A 12,023-nucleotide genomic window follows, 5' to 3' on the forward strand; every position below is an offset into this window, starting at 1 on the left:
AGCACGCAGAACCCCCTTATGGGCTCAGCGACCGACGTCATCGCCTCGCGCAGCCGCTGCGAAGTGTGACCGACGGTGATTCCCCAAATTGTTGGTGGTACTGCTGAGAGAAGCGGCCGAAGTGTAGGAAGCCCCACCGGCTGGCCACCGAAGTTACCGTGACGGACCGCGGATCGGCATTCAAAAGCTCGGTGTGCGCGCGGTGGAGGCGCACGTGACGCAGGTATGTCATGGGCGGTACCTCCCCGGCGCGTGCAAAGCTCTTCTGCAGTGCCCTCGCGCTGAGCCCCACCTTCTCTGCCAGTTTTGCTGTGGTCCAAGAGACTTCGGGGAACGTCTGCATCAGCTCGATGGCCCGTCTGACCACTCCCACGGATGCAGGGCGCCCGCCCGCGTGGAGCGCCTTTGTGTAATTGTGCGGCTGCATCAGCAACAAACAGTTGATCATGAGTTGCTGCAGATTGTCTCTTGTCAGTTGATGACTGAGCATTCCGTTTGGCCGGTGGGCCTCGCGCGTCAAAATGTTCACCAACCCAAACCAACTGGCCGACGACGGACCCCTCAGATCCAGGCGGCGCTCGAACTGCACAGGGGCGAACACCGGCTGGTCGAGCATCATCTCCAATTGCCGCCGTATCACTTGGTCAGAGACCATGAGGCAGATCTGCCCGCAACCGGGTGACCACGTGATGTCCACTGGCACACCGGGGTTGAATACCCCCGCAGACACCGAGGCGAGGGCGACATCTTGATAGCCGTCATCCCAGGCGTTTTTCGCCTGTCCGGACAGTGGGATGTCAACGTGATAGGAGTAAACGTCTGGGATGAGGACCCTCACCTCGCCACCAAAGTGAACATGACCCGCTGTCAGCACTCCAAGGTCCGTGGCGCTCATTTGCAGGTCCAGTGGAGAGCGATCGACCGGGTCGATGTCCAATGGCACGTAGGCTCGGCACAGCAGGTCGCGGGCCTCGTCCACATCGTTGGTCTGCACCACCGGTGCGGCCCCGAAGCTCAAAGCACCGAACGACTGGCGCATGCCGTGCTTGATTTCACGATGCTCACCCCTTCAGTTTAGAGAGTCCGAAGCGGTAAAGGCTGACGAATATCTTGTCTCGAAAGAGAACATCAGGCCCGCCAGCGTCGAAGTGGAGTAAGCTGGCTTGACCACGTGCGGCGCACACTTTTCGGACCGGAACCGGGTTCGGATCGCCAACGGTGCATACCACCGCGTGGACCGAAGGGCGGCAAGCCACTTCGTTATGAAGCATGTATCAGTTAGTCCACAGAGCTGGCACGCCCAACAGGTTTCGCCAGAAAGTCTGGCCGCCCTCTCACGCGTCGACTTCAGCAGTTCCGACGCGGGCGAGATCTTCCAACTGGTTACGACCGCCGTCGGCAATCTCGCTTTCTGTCAGGTCGAAGCCAGCTACCGGTCTGTGGGCGAACGGTTCGTCGGCTTTCCACCGTCCCAGCTCGAACATCCCGAATTCGAACGGCACCTGCGTGATTCCGGCGGCGTCGGGCCTGTGGCCGTAAAGGGCGGCCGGTGGGGGTGGGCGCTTCCGCTGAATCACCGGCACCACGTTCTGGGTTGCCTGGTGCTCAGCGCGGTCACGGCACCGCCGGACAATCAGATCCTGTTGCTCACCATCCTCGCCCAACAGGCCGGCGCCGCTCTGGCATACGCAGCAACGCTGGACGACAACGTCGGAGACACCAGGCGCCTGATCATGGCGAACACCGGACTGAAGGAGACGAATCGCGAGCTCACCAGCTCGGTGGAGCGGTTGCAACGGCAAACCAACATGCACGAAGTACTGAGCGCCGCTGCTGGGGCTGAATCGGGCGAGCAGGGGATCACAACTGCGCTGTATGAACTGACGGCACTGCCGGTGGGTCTTGAGGACAAGTTTGGCAACCTGCGCTTCTGGGCTGGGCCTGGCGAGCCACGGCCTTACCCCAAACAAACTAAGGACGATCGCAACCATCTGCTCCACGAGCTGGCGGCACACAACGGTCAGGCACGCATCGGAAGCCGAGTGCTCGCGCTCATCCAGCTCCGGACCGAGGTCCTTGGGGTCCTGGCGTTGCGGGATCCAGACAATGCCGCGACTGAGGACACCCTGGTCGCGCTGCGTCACGGCGCCAGGGTGCTCGCGCCGGAGCTTGCCCATAGGCGCAATCTCGCCGAGCTGGAGCTGAACCTGCGGCGCGACCTGGTCGACGATCTGCTGGCGGGCACCGATCGGGACGGGGCCTACGCGCGTGCCGACGCACTAAGCCATGACCTGCGGCGCCCGCACTTTGCGGTGGTGGTGCAATCCGCTGCTGGCGCCGACAGCGCGCTGGCAATCGCGACGAGTCGCGCTGTCAGCGCGTTGCATCTGCACCATCTGCAGGGACGCCACGGCGACCTGCTTGTGATGCTCACCGATGGCCGTCCAGATCCGCGCACGTTGTACCACCTGATCAGCGAAGCTCTCGGCAGGGCGGACATCGTCATCGGCATCGGCACCCGTTGCGAAGTGCCAGACGACCTGCCGCGCTCCTTCATGGAGGCGCGTCGCGCCCTCAACATCCGGTTGCGCTCGACCAACCCTGAAGGAGCCGCGGCATTCGACGAATTGGGCTTCTATCGTTTGATCGCCGCCGCCCACGACGTCGGCGCGGTTGAGGCCTTCGTGCGCGAATGGCTGGGTGCGCTCCTGGACTACGACGAAGACAGGAACTCCGAACTGGTCCTGACACTCAGCGATTACCTCGAATGTGGGGGTAACTATGACGAATCCGCAGCCGCGCTGCACATTCATCGCAGCACGCTCCGCTACCGGCTGGCGCGCATCGCTGAGCTCACCGGCCGCGACCTTCGCAAGGTCGACACCCGGTTCAACCTCCATGCCGCAACCCGGGCTTGGCGATTCCTCGGCGAGTTCGACGATCAGCACGGCGTTCTAGGTTGAGGCGTCGAGCGACTCACTCACCGGGATCTTGCGTGCCTTGGAGCTTTCCGCCTTCGGCACGTAAACCCTGAGCACACCGTGCGCCAACGACGCCTCGACCTCGTCGTCCCGAAGGGGGCCCGGCAACGTGGCGCGGAACTCGAACTCACCGACCTTCCGTGTGCGCCGGCGGAACAAGCCCTCGCGTTTGCGCTCTTTCACCTCGCCGGTTACCACCAACTCGTTGCCGTTCAGCGAGACATCGACGTCCTTGTGCCATACTCCCGGAACCTCGACCTCTACCAGGTAAGCGCTTTCGGTCTCGAGGATGTCAGCCTCGGGTACCCAAACACCGTCACCCTTGAGTCCACCGAGCACCGATTGCGCCAGCCGGTCCATCTCGGTGTAGAGGTTCTCGAATTCTTGCAGCGGCCGCCACCGATCTGTCTGGCCTGTGGAACGTTGCAGTGACTGAGTCATGTTGTTCTCCCTCTTCGTTCATCAGCGGAGTCGTCAAGAATGCCTCGACGGTGCCGCCTGATGCTGTGCACTGTCGGGACGATTTCGGGGGCGCTGTACATCAGAAGACGAGTCGGAAAATCGTGAACACTCGATCCCAGTGCTCAGTGGAAGGGTTCGACACCGTCGGATCCACCACCCGAAATGAGCGCGCCAGCGCGACACTCAACCCGCCGAACAATTCTGGCAGCAGTTGGTCGGTGTCCTCAGCGAATGTGACGTCCGCCGGTGGTTGACGCACCACTCGGCGCAGCAGCTCGCGGATCTCCTGGGCTTCCTCCAGCTTGTCGAATTCGCGCATACGCTCCTGGATGCCCTTGGTGATCGGAAGGTCCTGCGCCACAACCACATCGCGTCCGTTCCACTTTGCGGAGTTGCGCCCGGCAATAGCAATGTCATCGATCTTCTCATCGATGAATTCCTGGAAGCGACGGACGTCATTCTTGTCGATCTTGATGCCGGCGGCCGAGCGAAAGAACCGTTCGAACACCGGAATACCCGACGGATGCGTCACCAGATTCCTCCGCTCCAAAGATTCAGATCGGCCGGTCAGGCCTTGCTCAACTCTGGCACTGTCGTCGACGACACCGAATCGGACCGGCAGGTGCAATCTCGCCGGGTTGGTTCGGCCTGGCAGGTCGAGATTTCGCGTGAATCCACCTGTGCCCGAACCAGACTGTGGCCTTGTTGTACCGACTGGATACGTGTCCACCGCGTCGAAGTAGTTTGTGCCGCTAGGACAAATACGGATTCCGCATTTCGCCTCTGGAGGCGCTTCCGGCAACGGCTTCAGATTGTCAGGCTCTTGGTCGTTGGTCAGCGCAGCGCGAGGAGTCGACATGCAGCAATCGATCGAGATCACGGCTGAGCAGTCGCACGGCGAAGCCGGCGTGCGTACCGCCATCGCACAACTGATCCAGACGGTTCGCACCGAAGTCAGTCCGAGCTCCACATGGGAGATGACGACTACTGCAGCCATGAAGCTTTCGGCAGTGCAGTACGCCAGCATCGTGCGTGTCGGGCAAGGTGATTGCATCCGTAGTATCGCCTCGACCCACATCCGACCACGGGTACTGGATGAGTTGCAGCAACGGTTCCGAGAGGGGCCGAGTTTGGATGCCGCGTGGGAGACCCAGACCCGCCGAGTCGACGACCTTGCTGATGACGAGCGGTGGCCGGCCTTCAGTGACGAAGCCGTAGCCGCCGCACCGATCCGCTCAGTGCTGTGCGTCCCGCTGGTCACCCGTCACCGGGGCAGGGCGGCACTGAATCTGTATGCAGATCAGCCCTACGCGTTCGGTCGCGAGGACGAATTGATCGGTCTGATGTTCGCCAGGAACGCTGAGGTCCTCCTGGAGGTTGGCCGACGTACGAAACGCGCTCGCCACCAGACCAATCGCGAACTGATCGGACAGGCAAAGCACATCCTGATGAAGCGCTACGCCGTAGATCCCGTCACCGCGCTCTCGCTATTGGCCCAGCTGTCGAAGGACTGCCGGCAACCGGTTTCGGTGGTCGCCAGAGCACTGCTAGGTACCGAGTCCGAACACTGATTCATTCGATTTCACGCCCCACGCGGAGACAACATGCAGGACTTCACATTCGGCGCCACGCGTTGGCGAACGATCCGCGCCTTCGGGGCGAACCCCCTGGTTCGCGTCAGCGACCGAATCGAAGCGACAGTGGTGGTTTCAGCTGTTTCGATCTCTGTCCTCGCCGCTCCGGTCGCCGGAGCGGTCGGCACTGCTGTCTATGACGCCCGCAGTCGGACCTACGCCGCAGAAGCACAAACGGGGCGGACCCACAGTGCGATTGTCGGTGCCACGCGGGGTGGTGACCCAGTCGCCCGCCCCTACTTGGACGCCACCATCGTTGACGCTCGCTGGCGATCGGAGGGCGTCGAGCACACCGCGTCCTTCAGCGTGAGAGGTCCAGTCGCAGTGGGTGACCGGGTCGACATCTGGATAAACGACAAAGGCGAGCGCGGCAGGCCACCACCTCCTCTCCACGCGGCCGTAATCGACGCAGTCGGCGTGGCAGCATCGCTCAGTCTTGTCGTGCTCGGCACGACGGCGGCGCTCGTCTTGCTGGTGCGGCGGCAGCTTGATCGTCGCCGTGACGCTGACTGGGAACGCGAAATCAGAGACTTGATCCATCGAACATCAGCGGACTGACTCTATGTCGAATCCTTCGGCTACCAGCAGATTGTCGGATGAGTCTAGGAAGGGGCGCGTTCTGCAACTGTGACTGCAATGTCTTGGGTCTCGCCTCCGCGAAGCACCGACAACTGCACGCGGTCACCCGGTTTGGTGTTACGAAGCCCCGCTATCAGGTCCTCCGCCATCGCGGTTTCCTGACCGTTCAAAGCAATGATGATGTCGCCGGGTTGAATGCCGGCCTCCGCGGCGGGACTTGGCGTCAGAACCTGCATGGCAACCACACCATCGGTGCGGTCGATTCCCAGTGTCCGCGCAATCTCAGGAGTCAGGGTAGCGGGCTGAATACCGATAAACGGGTGGCGGACGGTCCCGGTGGTCAGCAGCTGGTCGGCGACGTCGACGACCGTCGCGGCGGGGATCGCGAAACCGAGAGATACCGCACCCTCCGTCGGAGGAATGTAGGCCACACTCATACCGACAACTTCTCCCTGCGCATCGAGCACCGCACCCCCGGAGTTACCCGGCGAGATGGCGGCATCGGTCTGAATGAGATCTACCAACGGTGCGCCCGTCGAAGCCGACCCCGGAATCTGGCGGTGTAATCCCGAGATGATGCCGGATGTGACGGTGGCCGCGAACCCCAAGGGACTACCGATTACTACGGCGAGCTCACCGATGTGGGGCAGCGGCTCCTGAAATGCCGCTGCCGGCAGGCCTGTGCGGTCGACTTGGATGACGGCGACGTCGGAAATCTCGTCGGCACCACGGACAGTGCCCGAGACCCTCCGACCGTCGGCGAGGGCTACGGTGACGTCTTGCGCGCCGTCGACTACGTGGGCGTTGGTGACGATCGTGCCGTCGGCCCTATAGACAATGCCGCTGCCCACGCCGCTTTCGGTGAGCACCGTGACCACCGAGGGTTCGACCCGCCGGACCAATGCCGGCAGATCCGCACCGGCCGCTACCGCCGGCGCCGTCGACATGGGATGGGTCGCGGAGGGAGTGGCCGATCCGGAGTCGGTCGAGCCGGAATCGGTCGAGCCGGAGTCGGTCGCGCCACTGCATGCGGCGAGGAGGGTGATCACCGTGACGACGAGCAGCCGCGGTACCCACACCGCGGGCCCTACGGTCGATGTTGTACGCATCAGCTCACTGCCTCCGTTTCACCGCTGACCTCAAAGCGGCCACCATGTGCCGACACTCCAGGGATAACGTTGCACCCCAACATATTTCGATCTACGTGCATCGTGGTGGCCACATCACCAGACAACGTCGCGACCCCGAGCCTGCGGCCGCAGTGAGGTGTCTCGTCCGCCCTGGGTAAACACTGTGCCCACTGGTCGGAGCCACAGCGTCGTACCGACAGTTCAAAGTTTCCGTGACGGAGTGGACCTCCGAGGACGATGACGTGGGCCGCGTCGCGGTTCAGGCTGATCAACACCCCGGTGCCCACGACGACGGTGGCCGGCACACGTTCCGATTCGACCCGGAGGTTGCTTTGTCACCGACCATGACGGGACGACGATGACGGTCGGCGATGGTGCCGCAGGATCGGCCGGTCGCAAGCCCGATTCGGATGAATTCAAGGAGCCGGATGACCGGTCGGTGGGCTACCTGGAGTTGTTCTTCGACCTCGCGTTCGTCTTCGCGATGTCGCAGGTCACCCACCTGATGCTCCACGACATCTCCTGGCAGGGCTTCGGTCGGGGTGTGCTCGCGCTATTCGCCCTCTGGTGGGCCTGGGTGTGTTACGCCTGGTTGACCAACTTGTTCGAAATCGCGCGCGTGATCCATACGAGTCTGATGATCGTCGCGATGGCGGCGATGCTCATCGCGGTGACCGCGCTGCCGATCGCGTTCACCACCGGGGCCCTCGTTTTCGCACTCTCATTGTTCGCCGTCCGTCTTATCAACGCAGGGATGTTCATTGCCTCTGCGTCCCGAGGCGAAGCTGAATTGGCCTCGGCGATCCGCCGACTGGTGCCCGGCCTGCTCGTCGGACCGGTCCTGATCGTTACCGGCGCATTTGTCGCATCCCCCTACCGTGAGTTGCTGTGGGTCGCCGCGGCGGTGGCCGACTTCGGCAGCCCCTTGATTGCCGGAATCAACGGACTATCCGTCGTACCTTCGTATTTCGTCCACCGCCACGGATTGGTCATCATCATCGCGCTGGGCGAGGCAATCATTGCGCTGGGAGCGGGCGCAATCGAAGATCTGCATCACCCGGGCGTCCTCACCGCTGTAATTCTCGGGGTCCTGATCACCGGTACCCTGTGGTGGACCTACTTCGGCCTCACCACAGGCGCTGAGGAGCGTTTGCGGCTGACACCCGCCGGCGAACGTGCGCAATTGGCGCGCGACGCCTACAGCTATCTCCACCTACCGTTGGTCGCAGGAATCGTCTTCTTCGCACTCGGGGCACGGGTTTCGGTGGAAAACATCGACGAGCCGCTACCGCCGCTGCCCGCCCTCGCTCTCACCGGTGGGGTGGCACTGTTCTACGCGGGGGAGGTGGCCTACCGGTGGCGTGACCATCACCAGCTAACAGTTGACCGGCTTCTCGCCGCCGCGGCGGCGATCCTGGTGTTTCCGTTGGCGACTTCTGCCTCTTCCATTGTGTCGCTACTGGCTCTCACCGTGATCGGAGTCGTGCGACTGGCATGGGAATTGTGGCGTAGACCCCAGATCGGAACCGGCACACAGGAAGTCGTGTGGTGAGAACGACGCTCTTGCTGAAACGTCGACGTGACAATCCGGTCGACTCGTGATTTCACCCTGGGGATAGTTGTGCCACCAATGTCGGATGCCGAGTACCGGGATTTGGTCACCGCGGGGACCCGGACAGCCAAGTGGGCGAGGTGCTGCGCGCCGCCACTCTCAATGCCCGCCGCTATGCCGGGCCAGCGCGGGCGCAGAAGTACGGCCGGATCAATGGGGCGAAGGGATGCTGCTGGTCCGAATCACCCCGAGAAGGTGGTGTCGGAGAACAACATCACCGGTGAATAGCAGCGGACGGCAATCATGTCCCCAGCAGCACCGGCACGCGAACCGCAAGTGCGAAGGCCGACACTGATCCAGTTCGCGCCGCCGGAGAGCTGAGAGCCTTCGTATCAGCTGTGCTGTCGTGCCTTCGCGAACTGGGTCACCATTGCCGCGCAGAAAGCCGGTAGGTCATTGGGTGATCGACTGGAGACGAATTGGCGATCGATCACGACCTCCTCGTCGACGACGTCGGCTCCCGCTCGCCGGAGGTCGGTGCGGATGCTCGGCCATGACGTGATCCGCACTCCCGCAAGGACATCCGCTTCTGCGAGAGTCCACGGCCCGTGGCAGATCACCGCGATCGGCTTGCCGGTGGCAGCGAACGCCTTGACGAAGCCGACCGCGTCGGCGTTCATCCGCAGTTGGTCCGGGTTGACGGTTCCGCCCGGCAACAACAATGCGTCGTAGTCATCGGCGGACACGTCGGCCACCACACGGTCGACCGGAAAGCTTCCAGCGGCCAGCATGTCGAACTGCCGGGCTTGGATCTCGCCGGGATGCAGCGAGATGATCTCGGTCGTGGCTCCGGCGCCGTGTAGCGCTCCGCGGGGCTGTTCGAGTTCGATCCGCTCGACGCCGTCGGCGGCCAATATGCCGACGCGCTGTCCCCGAAGTTCCTGTGTCATCGGATTCTCCACTGCTCGTCGGGCTAGGCAGCCTCGACGACTACAGTGCCGTCGTCTGAGATGGTGACGACAACGTCCAGGTCATCGGAGTCGTCGATGATCGTCAGCAGCTCTATCACGGCAGTGCGCAGTTCGGGTGCGTCCAAGTTCTGAACGGTTTCGCGGTTGTCCGGGTTGCCTCCGGGCGCGGCAGGAAGGTTGGTGGACTCGCTTCCGCTGGCGGTTTGGGTGTCAGTGGCGTTCTGGTTTTCCGTGGTATCAGTCATGAGATCAACGGTATTCAGCGATTCGTCGACAGTGGACGGCCCGGCAGGTCTATTCCTGGCACTCGATTTGGTCCTAGGGAATCACTTCAGGGAAGCCCGGCGCACAACACTTCTCGTTGTATCGATCTGCTGCGCGGGCAAGGTGGTTCATTCCGTCCGAGTGGACCGAAAGACCAATCCGTACTCGTCGAGTGCAACTACGGCGCTTTGGGTCGCCGCGACGGCATCAACCCGGATCGCCGCGGCAGGGCTACGGCTCTTCACCAGTGCATCGATGTCGCGCCAGATGGTTTGGCTCACTTGCCGTCCCGACCGGTGATCGACAAGCAGGGCCGCACTGACGAATCCGTCGGTTTCGGTCAGCCAAGGCGTCACGGTGTCTTCGTATCCGGCTATCGCCGCTTCTAGTGCGTCGGGATCCGTCTGATAGACGGTGTGGCGCACGCCCGCACCGCTCTCTTCTCGCCCCACCCGAATCACGCTGGTCATCCGAAATCGCTCGACCGAGGCGGTGCCGACGGCACGACGAATCGCTTGCTCACGCACGACGCTTTCCACGCGTTCGCTTGCTCGGAGGGCGTCATGTGAGACCCAGAACGACTCGAGGACCGCGACGGCCAGATCAGGAGACACCTGCAGGGACATGCCTCGTTCGCCAGGCTCTGACTCCAGAAGCGACCGGCCATCAGAGGCGATGTATGCGAGGGCGTCGTCGATCCGTTCAGGGTCGGCGGTGATGACTGTGTAACGGACATGCACCTGTGGCTCCTTCGTACGTCACGACGGCGGGGAGACGGTCGCCATGAGGACGGCAAGCGCGCGTTCGGCCGTCTGCTTCGAGGACGCCGGATTCTGGCCGGTGACAAGGCGCCCGTCGACCACTACATGCGATTTCCAGGGCGGCCCCTTGTCGAAGGCCGCTCCCTCCTCGCGCAGTCGGGTCTCCAGTAGCCACTTGGCACGGTCGGCCAGACCCGCTTGGCGCTCTTCCTCATTCGTAAAGGCGGTCATCCGTCGGCCGGCGAACAGCCAGGTGCCATCCTCGCGGCGGCCCGCCAGAAGTCCGGCCGGCCCATGGCAGACCGCAGCAACGACTCGCCCCGTGTCGAAGAGTTCGACCAAAATTCGGCGCAGCGGTCGACAGTCCGGTAGATCTTCCATCGGCCCGTGGCCACCCGGAATGAAGACGGCGTCGTAGACGCCGAGGTTGTCGGCGGCGTGTTCCAGCGACGTCGGGGCGGCGAGCTCGTGCTCCAGGGATTCCAGATAGTTACACAGCTCGGCGGCTCGTTGTTGGCCGCCGATGCGATCGGGCGCCAGGCTGATCTGATCGACAGTCGGCCGGACGCCACCCGGGGTGGCGATGTCGGTGTCGACCTCTGCATCGCGAAAGGTGCGGTGGGGTTCGATGAATTCTTCGGCCCAGAAGCCGGTGGGATGGCGGGTGCCGTCAGACAAGGTCCAGTGATCGCTGCCGGAGAGCACGATCAGTATTCGAGCCATGGGTCGCCTCCTCGCCGAATTGGCCGTCTGCGTCGATATGTTGCCGCCGACGCAGCGCGCGGTCTTGGACACACCGGTGCGAAAAGTGCCGGCTCCGCTTGTCCTGAGGGCTTTGCCGCGGTTTCGATCTGCCAGAACAGATGGCCCAACGACTCTTACTCACCACAGGTTGGTGCGTGGCCACGCAGAAGCGGGCATTGTCCGAGAGCACCACCGTTCTGTGGAATGACATGGAGATGATCTTGATGGATGCTCACGAGTTTTATCGCGACGTCGCCGAGCGCGCCATGCTGTCGAAAGGGGAAGCGGCCGATCTGACCCGTGCGGTACTTGAGGCCTTGGCGATGCGAGTCAGCGCCGGCGAGGTCCGCCACCTGATCCGAGCGCTTCCCGAGGAGCTCGTCGACTCAGTGCGATGGAACAGTAGAGGTCCCAAGCGATTCGACCTGGACGACCTGATTCAGAGCGTCAGCGCCCGCACCGGCCTGAACAAGACCGAGACTAGGACCGGAGTCGAGGCGGTGCTGTCGACCTTGCGGGAGGCGGTAAACCGCAGGGAGTTCAACGACTTTCTGTCGCAGCTGCCTGCGGAGTTCACCGAGCTGCTGCCGTCGCCCTAGGCGTTAGCCCTATTCGTGGGGTTCGCCTTCACCGCCCCGCCGAGAGTGCTTTTCGTTCGAGGCTCTTCACAAATATGGGTGTTTCGACATTGTTGTGTTGGTAGATCGCCGCCTGGCTCGCCGTGGCGGCCTGGACAGCGAGACCAGCCGGCAGTGCGCGGGCGTGACGACCTCACCGACGCTCGCCGAGCCCACTATCGCATTCGACGGTCCGAGAATGCGCTCGCTGATCGGAATGTGACGCTGCGCCAGTGCACCGCCCGCCGATGGCCGCTCACACCGTCACGCCAGACCCCTCCGGTCGGCAGGACCAACGCCCTTCGAAAGATGCAGGCACCCCGACCCA

At 63.0% G+C, this 12,023-nt stretch carries 13 protein-coding genes; 5 read left to right on the top strand and 8 right to left on the bottom strand.

The genetic code is table 11. The features are described from left to right. Positions 1 to 37 precede the first annotated feature (37 nt). On the bottom strand, positions 38 to 1,039 hold the full coding sequence (locus tag P9A17_RS21700; protein ID WP_278040801.1) for an AraC family transcriptional regulator: 1,002 nt from the start codon (positions 1,037 to 1,039) through the stop codon (positions 38 to 40). Positions 1,040 to 1,232: 193 nt separating this feature from the next. Between P9A17_RS21700 and P9A17_RS21705 the strand changes: the two genes are divergently transcribed. Next, positions 1,233 to 2,963 (top strand): helix-turn-helix domain-containing protein, encoded by a 1,731-nt coding sequence (locus tag P9A17_RS21705; RefSeq protein ID WP_278040802.1) that lies wholly within the window; start codon positions 1,233 to 1,235, stop codon positions 2,961 to 2,963. On the opposite strand, the gene P9A17_RS21710 is transcribed toward P9A17_RS21705, so the two are convergent. Together P9A17_RS21710 and P9A17_RS21715 are read right to left on the bottom strand one after the other, a co-directional pair. After that, positions 2,955 to 3,422 carry an Hsp20/alpha crystallin family protein gene (locus P9A17_RS21710; RefSeq protein ID WP_278040803.1) on the bottom strand — a complete coding sequence of 156 codons (468 nt, stop codon included), beginning with the start codon at positions 3,420 to 3,422 and terminating at the stop codon, positions 2,955 to 2,957. The two genes, P9A17_RS21705 and P9A17_RS21710, sit on opposite strands and share 9 nt — an antisense overlap. A gap of 100 nt (positions 3,423 to 3,522) precedes the next feature. Further along, the gene (locus tag P9A17_RS21715; RefSeq protein ID WP_278040804.1) at positions 3,523 to 4,323 is read right to left on the bottom strand and encodes a DUF1931 family protein; all 801 of its coding nucleotides are present in this window, start codon (positions 4,321 to 4,323) and stop codon (positions 3,523 to 3,525) included. Between P9A17_RS21715 and P9A17_RS21720 the strand changes: the two genes are divergently transcribed. Then, on the top strand, positions 4,301 to 5,014 hold the full coding sequence (locus P9A17_RS21720) for a GAF and ANTAR domain-containing protein (RefSeq protein WP_278040805.1): 714 nt from the start codon (positions 4,301 to 4,303) through the stop codon (positions 5,012 to 5,014). The two genes, P9A17_RS21715 and P9A17_RS21720, sit on opposite strands and share 23 nt — an antisense overlap. A gap of 33 nt (positions 5,015 to 5,047) precedes the next feature. Continuing rightward, a complete protein-coding gene (locus tag P9A17_RS21725; protein WP_278040806.1) occupies positions 5,048 to 5,635 on the top strand; it encodes a hypothetical protein in 588 nt (195 codons plus the stop codon). Between the two features lie 44 nt (positions 5,636 to 5,679). On the opposite strand, the gene P9A17_RS21730 is transcribed toward P9A17_RS21725, so the two are convergent. Beyond that, positions 5,680 to 6,765, bottom strand: a complete 1,086-nt coding sequence (locus P9A17_RS21730) for a trypsin-like peptidase domain-containing protein (RefSeq protein ID WP_278040807.1) — start codon at positions 6,763 to 6,765, stop codon at positions 5,680 to 5,682. Positions 6,766 to 7,144: 379 nt separating this feature from the next. Here P9A17_RS21730 and P9A17_RS21735 point away from each other — a divergent pair, with 379 nt between their 5' ends. Further along, complete coding sequence (locus P9A17_RS21735; protein ID WP_278040808.1) at positions 7,145 to 8,338, top strand: low temperature requirement protein A; 1,194 nt, start codon at positions 7,145 to 7,147, stop codon at positions 8,336 to 8,338. A 392-nt stretch (positions 8,339 to 8,730) separates the two neighbouring features. Here P9A17_RS21735 and P9A17_RS21740 read toward each other — a convergent pair whose 3' ends face one another. From P9A17_RS21740 to P9A17_RS21755, 4 genes are all read right to left on the bottom strand, one after another. Then, on the bottom strand, positions 8,731 to 9,288 hold the full coding sequence (locus tag P9A17_RS21740; protein WP_278040809.1) for a type 1 glutamine amidotransferase domain-containing protein: 558 nt from the start codon (positions 9,286 to 9,288) through the stop codon (positions 8,731 to 8,733). Between the two features lie 23 nt (positions 9,289 to 9,311). After that, positions 9,312 to 9,554, bottom strand: coding sequence for a hypothetical protein (locus P9A17_RS21745; protein ID WP_278040810.1), 243 nt, complete (start codon positions 9,552 to 9,554; stop codon positions 9,312 to 9,314). Between the two features lie 147 nt (positions 9,555 to 9,701). Further along, positions 9,702 to 10,112, bottom strand: coding sequence for a hypothetical protein (locus P9A17_RS21750; RefSeq protein ID WP_278040811.1), 411 nt, complete (start codon positions 10,110 to 10,112; stop codon positions 9,702 to 9,704). Positions 10,113 to 10,331: 219 nt separating this feature from the next. Next, positions 10,332 to 11,057 carry a type 1 glutamine amidotransferase domain-containing protein gene (locus P9A17_RS21755; RefSeq protein WP_278040812.1) on the bottom strand — a complete coding sequence of 242 codons (726 nt, stop codon included), beginning with the start codon at positions 11,055 to 11,057 and terminating at the stop codon, positions 10,332 to 10,334. A 176-nt stretch (positions 11,058 to 11,233) separates the two neighbouring features. Between P9A17_RS21755 and P9A17_RS21760 the strand changes: the two genes are divergently transcribed. Next, on the top strand, positions 11,234 to 11,677 hold the full coding sequence (locus tag P9A17_RS21760) for a DUF2267 domain-containing protein (RefSeq protein WP_278040813.1): 444 nt from the start codon (positions 11,234 to 11,236) through the stop codon (positions 11,675 to 11,677). Positions 11,678 to 12,023 lie beyond the last annotated feature (346 nt).

It is taken from the genome of Mycobacterium sp. 236(2023) (genome assembly GCF_029623955.1).
In the GTDB taxonomy this organism is placed as follows: domain Bacteria; phylum Actinomycetota; class Actinomycetes; order Mycobacteriales; family Mycobacteriaceae; genus Mycobacterium.

Coding starts and splice junctions, on each gene's coding strand:
- P9A17_RS21700 (WP_278040801.1), bottom strand. CDS start 1,039: ATGCGCCAGTCGTTCGGTGCTTTGAGCTTCGGGGCCGCACCGGTGGTG.
- P9A17_RS21710 (WP_278040803.1), bottom strand. CDS start 3,422: ATGACTCAGTCACTGCAACGTTCCACAGGCCAGACAGATCGGTGGCGG.
- P9A17_RS21720 (WP_278040805.1), top strand. CDS start 4,301: ATGCAGCAATCGATCGAGATCACGGCTGAGCAGTCGCACGGCGAAGCC.
- P9A17_RS21725 (WP_278040806.1), top strand. CDS start 5,048: ATGCAGGACTTCACATTCGGCGCCACGCGTTGGCGAACGATCCGCGCC.
- P9A17_RS21730 (WP_278040807.1), bottom strand. CDS start 6,765: ATGCGTACAACATCGACCGTAGGGCCCGCGGTGTGGGTACCGCGGCTG.
- P9A17_RS21735 (WP_278040808.1), top strand. CDS start 7,145: ATGACGGTCGGCGATGGTGCCGCAGGATCGGCCGGTCGCAAGCCCGAT.
- P9A17_RS21740 (WP_278040809.1), bottom strand. CDS start 9,288: ATGACACAGGAACTTCGGGGACAGCGCGTCGGCATATTGGCCGCCGAC.
- P9A17_RS21745 (WP_278040810.1), bottom strand. CDS start 9,554: ATGACTGATACCACGGAAAACCAGAACGCCACTGACACCCAAACCGCC.
- P9A17_RS21755 (WP_278040812.1), bottom strand. CDS start 11,057: ATGGCTCGAATACTGATCGTGCTCTCCGGCAGCGATCACTGGACCTTG.